The organism is Flavobacterium sp. (genome assembly GCF_039930565.1).
GTDB lineage: Bacteria > Bacteroidota > Bacteroidia > Flavobacteriales > Flavobacteriaceae > Flavobacterium.
Genome location: NZ_JBDTTP010000133.1, coordinates 1 through 5,236, shown reverse-complemented (window position 1 = coordinate 5,236; position 5,236 = coordinate 1). Strand labels below are relative to the sequence as shown.

Here is a 5,236-nt window from a genome sequence, read left to right as displayed (position 1 = left end):
AGAGGTAAAAACAATTTTGAAAGGAACAGGAGATAATTACATTAGAGAAAGAGCAGCACATAAAGATTCACACCATGAGTAATAAAGTAATATACGCCATTTATAATGACGATGATATTTTGATGGATGCAGTAAAGAAAACCAGAGCTGCTCATCATCATATTGAAGAAGTTTTTACTCCATTTCCGGTTCACGGATTGGATAAAGCTATGGGATTAGCACCAACAAGATTAGCCATTTGTGCTTTTTTATATGGTTGTGTTGGTATTTCTGTTGCAACAACAATGATGAGTTATATCATGATTCATGACTGGCCACAGGATATTGGTGGAAAACCAAGTTTTAGTTACATTCAAAATATGCCAGCTTTTGTGCCTATTATGTTTGAAATGACAGTATTTTTTGCAGCACACTTAATGGTTATTACTTTTTATATGAGAAGTAGATTATGGCCTTTTAAAGAAGCTGAAAATCCTGATGTAAGAACGACAGATGACCATTTTTTAATGGAAGTTGCCGTAAATGATAACGAAGCAGAATTGGTTTCCTTTTTTGAGGGTACAGGAGCTGTTGAAGTTAAAGTAATTGAAAAGAATTAATTGTAGCTATGAAAAGGATATATAAAATAACACTTTTAGTTGGTATAACTATTTTAGTTTCATCTTGCCACAATAACTCGGCACCAAACTATCAATATTTTCCAAATATGTATGAATCTGTAGGATATGAAACATATTCAGAGGCTTCAGTTTTTAAAGGTGGAAAAGAAGGGCAACTTCCTGTAAAAGGAACTATTAACAGAGGTTTTGAGCCTTATGAATATGAAAACTCAACTGCTGGTTATGAATTGGCTAAAGCTAATTTGAAATCACCTTTAAGTGCAGAAGAAAAGAGTTCTGAAAAAGGGAAAGAACTTTTTGAAATTTACTGTATAAGCTGCCATGGGGCTTCTGGAAATGGTAAAGGTAAATTGGTTGAAAGAGAAAAATTTCTTGGTGTTCCTAGTTACAAAGACAGAGAAATCACTGAAGGAAGTATTTTTCATGTTGAAACTTATGGTTTAAATGCAATGGGTTCGCATGCAAATCAATTAAGTGCCCACGAACGTTGGTTAGTTGCTGACTATGTTCTAAAACTAAAAAGCCAATTATAATTGTTGAACAAACTGATCGTAATAGATATGTATACATTTTCAAGTAAATTAAAAACTTTTTCTTTCATCTTAATGGCAGTTGGTATATTAGGAATTGGATATGGTTTTTTAACTGCTCCTAAAAATATTGAAGAAGTAGAAACTCTTCTGGCTAAAGAAGCATCTGCACACGGCGGAGGACATGGTGAGGCTTTACAAGCGCATCATAATGAATCAGATGAAGAGTCACATCATGTAACAACTTCAGAAGCTGAAGTTGCTCATCAGGTAACAAAAGATTCAAATTCTGTAGCTGCCGTGAATAAAGACTCAGTTATTGCAGATAAAGATTCTGTTGTTAGTAAAGCAGAAGTAAAATCTGAAGAAACTCACCAAACGGCGGTTGTAAACCATGAAGAAAAAACCAATAAGCATGTTGAAGTTTCACATGAGCAAGCCCATAAGGCACATGCTGAACATGTTTTGCATCAATTACAAAATAAACCTTGGTCTGCATTATATGTTGCTTGTATTTTCTTCTTGTTACTTTCTATGGGAGTTTTAGCATTTTATGCTATTCAACAAGTGGCTCAGGCAGGATGGTCTCCGGTTTTATTTAGAGTAATGCAGGGTCTTACATCTTATTTACCTGTAGGATCAGTAATATTCTTTATTTTACTGATTCTTTGCGGATTACATTTTAACCATATTTTTGTCTGGTTAGCAGAAGGAGTTACGGATCCGAAAAGTCCAAATTATGATGCCATAATTGCTGGTAAATCAGGGTATTTAAATTTTCCTTTTTGGATTATCAGAGCGGCTGTATTTTTAATTGGTTGGAATTTATACCGATTTTATTCAAGAAAGAATTGTTTAGCACAGGATGATGCTAATGATGATTTGTTCTACAAAAAGAATTTTAACATTTCAGCTGGATTTTTAGTTTTCTTTATTGTTTCTGAATCGATAATGTCGTGGGATTGGATTATGTCTTTTGATCCGCACTGGTTCAGTACTTTATTTGGATGGTACGTATTTGCTTCTTTCTTTGTAAGCGGTATTACTGCAATTGCCTTAATTACTGTTTATTTAAAATCAAAAGGATATTTAGAATTTGTAAATACTAGTCATATTCATGATTTAGCTAAATTTATGTTTGGTATCAGTATTTTCTGGACATATTTGTGGTTCTCTCAATTTATGTTAATATGGTATGCTAATATTCCGGAAGAGGTTACTTATTTTGTTACCAGAATAGAATTATACAACTTGCCATTTTTTGGTGCAGTAGTTATGAATTTTGTTTTTCCATTATTAATATTAATCAATACTGATTTTAAGCGTATTAGTTGGGTAATTATAATGGCTGGAATAGTTATTTTGTTAGGACACTATATTGATTTCTTTAATATGATTATGCCAGGTACAGTTGGAGATAGATGGTATATCGGAATTTCTGAAATTGCATCAATTCTTTTCTTCTTTGGTTTATTTATTTTTGTAGTTTTCTCTGCATTAACTAAAGCTCCTTTATTAGCAAAAAGAAATCCTTTCATTGAAGAAAGTAAACATTTTCATTATTAATATTTAAAGAAAAAAACAGATGACAAGTTTGTTGGTAATTATAGTTTTAGTTTTATTAGGAGTTGCTTTATGGCAATTGACCAAGATATTTGATCTTACTCAGGTAGGAAATGTTTCGGACGATTCGCAGATTGCATCAGATAATGATAATAATATTCAGGGATATATCATGTTTGGCTTTTTAGCTTTCATTTATATCTTCACTATTTATGGTTTGCTTAAATGGGGTAACTTAGTACTTCACACTCCTGCATCAGAGCATGGTATTTTAGTGGATAGTTTAATGAATATTACCTGGATTTTGATTTTTGTAGTTCAGGTTATCACACAAGGATTGCTATATTGGTTTTCTTTTAAATATAAAGGTAATAAGAATAATAAAGCTTTATTCTTTGCTGATAGTAATAAATTAGAAGCTATTTGGAGTATTATTCCATCGATTGTTTTAGCTGTTTTAATTCTTTACGGATTGTATGCATGGAATAATATTATGTTTGTGGATAAAGATGAAGATGTAATTGAAATTGAATTATATGCTCAACAATTTAAGTGGACAGCCCGATATGCAGGTCCTGATAATGTTCTTGGAAAAGCGAATGTAAGATTAATTGAAGGTATAAACACGCTTGGTGTTGATATGTCAGACCCTTATGCTCAGGATGATATTGTAGTTTCTGAATTACATATTCCAAAAGGAAAAAAAGTTCATTTCAAAATGCGTTCTCAGGATGTATTGCACTCTGCTTATTTTCCTCATTTTAGAGCTCAAATGAACTGTGTTCCAGGTATGGTTACTGAATTTGCATTTATTCCAACCTATACCACTTCTGAATATAGAGAGTTACCTTTTATGATTGAAAAAGTAGCTAATATAAATAAACTTAGAGCTCAAAAAAGCACTGAATTATTAGCTAATGGTGGTACAGCTTTAGATCCTTACACATTTGATTATTTGTTATTATGTAATAAAATTTGTGGTGCTTCGCATTACAATATGCAAATGAAAGTCGTTGTTGATTCTCCGGAAGATTTTAAAAATTGGTTAAGTGATAAAACAACCTTAGCACAGGACATAAAGACTGCTGCAGCTGCTGCTGAAAAGCCAGCAGATGAAGTTGAGACAACTAAAGATAGCAGTATGGTTAAAGATACTGTGAAGGCAGTTATTGATACAGTTAAAGCAGCTGTAGCTAAAGTCGTTATGAAATAATATTTATTAAGAAAATTTAAAGTACACATATATGTCAGCAGAAGCACACGATCACGGACACGATCACGAGCACGAACATCATCATAAAGACACTTTTATTACTAAATATATTTTTAGTATTGATCACAAAATGATTGCTAAACAATACTTAATTACTGGTATTGTTATGGGAGTAATTGGTGTTGCAATGTCTTTGCTTTTCAGAATGCAATTGGCGTGGCCAGAAGAATCTTTTAAAATATTTAATATATTATTAGGGGATAAATTTGCACCAGATGGTGTTATGGCTAATGATATTTATTTAGCTTTAGTTACAATTCACGGTACTATAATGGTATTTTTTGTACTGACGGCTGGTTTGAGTGGAACATTCAGTAATTTACTTATTCCGCTTCAAATTGGAGCAAGAGACATGGCATCCGGATTTATGAATATGATTTCATACTGGTTGTTTTTCTTATCAGCTGTAATTATGTTAAGTTCATTATTTGTTGAAGCTGGACCAGCTTCTGCAGGTTGGACAATTTATCCTCCGTTAAGTGCTTTGCCACAAGCGATCCCTGGATCAGGAACTGGTATGACATTATGGTTAGTTTCAATGGCAATCTTTATCGCATCTTCTTTGATGGGATCTTTGAATTACATTGTTACAGTAATCAACTTAAGAACTAAGGGGATGTCTATGACAAGACTTCCACTTACAATCTGGACGTTTTTTGTAACAGCTATTATTGGTGTTATCTCGTTTCCGGTTTTATTATCAGCTGCTTTATTATTGATTTTTGATAGAAGTTTTGGAACTTCATTCTTCTTGTCTGATATTTATATTGCAGGAGAAGTTTTACATTATCAAGGAGGTTCTCCAGTTTTGTTTGAACACTTATTTTGGTTCTTAGGGCATCCTGAAGTATATATTGTAATCTTGCCGGCAATGGGTCTTGTTTCCGAAATTATGGCTACAAACTCTCGTAAGCCTATCTTTGGATACAGAGCAATGATTATGTCAGTGCTTGCAATTGCATTTTTATCCACAATTGTTTGGGGTCACCATATGTTCTTGTCAGGGATGAATCCATTCTTAGGATCTGTATTTACGTTTACTACATTATTAATTGCGATTCCATCTGCTGTAAAAGCTTTTAACTGGATTACAACACTATGGAAAGGTAACTTACAATTCAACCCTGCTATGCTGTTTTCAATCGGGATGGTTTCTACTTTCATTACAGGAGGTTTAACAGGTATAATTTTAGGGGATAGTACTTTAGATATTAACGTTCACGATACTTATTTTGTAATTGCTCACTTTC

General features: G+C 32.9%; 5 protein-coding genes. All 5 read left to right on the top strand.

Annotated features, from left to right (window positions below; all coding sequences use genetic code 11):
• Positions 1-74 precede the first annotated feature (74 nt).
• Positions 75-599 carry a DUF3341 domain-containing protein gene (locus ABI657_RS18815; RefSeq protein ID WP_348098810.1) on the top strand — a complete coding sequence of 175 codons (525 nt, stop codon included), beginning with the start codon at positions 75-77 and terminating at the stop codon, positions 597-599.
• 8 nt (positions 600-607) lie between these two features.
• Positions 608-1,153, top strand: coding sequence for a c-type cytochrome (locus ABI657_RS18810; RefSeq protein ID WP_348098809.1), 546 nt, complete (start codon positions 608-610; stop codon positions 1,151-1,153).
• Between the two features lie 27 nt (positions 1,154-1,180).
• Positions 1,181-2,716, top strand: coding sequence for a quinol:cytochrome C oxidoreductase (locus ABI657_RS18805; RefSeq protein ID WP_348098808.1), 1,536 nt, complete (start codon positions 1,181-1,183; stop codon positions 2,714-2,716).
• A 19-nt stretch (positions 2,717-2,735) separates the two neighbouring features.
• Positions 2,736-3,926: a cytochrome c oxidase subunit II gene (locus ABI657_RS18800; RefSeq protein WP_348098807.1), complete on the top strand. Its 1,191-nt coding sequence runs from the start codon at positions 2,736-2,738 to the stop codon at positions 3,924-3,926.
• Positions 3,927-3,957: 31 nt separating this feature from the next.
• On the top strand, positions 3,958-5,236 hold a 1,279-nt coding region (locus ABI657_RS18795; RefSeq protein ID WP_348098806.1), incomplete at its 3' end, for a cbb3-type cytochrome c oxidase subunit I.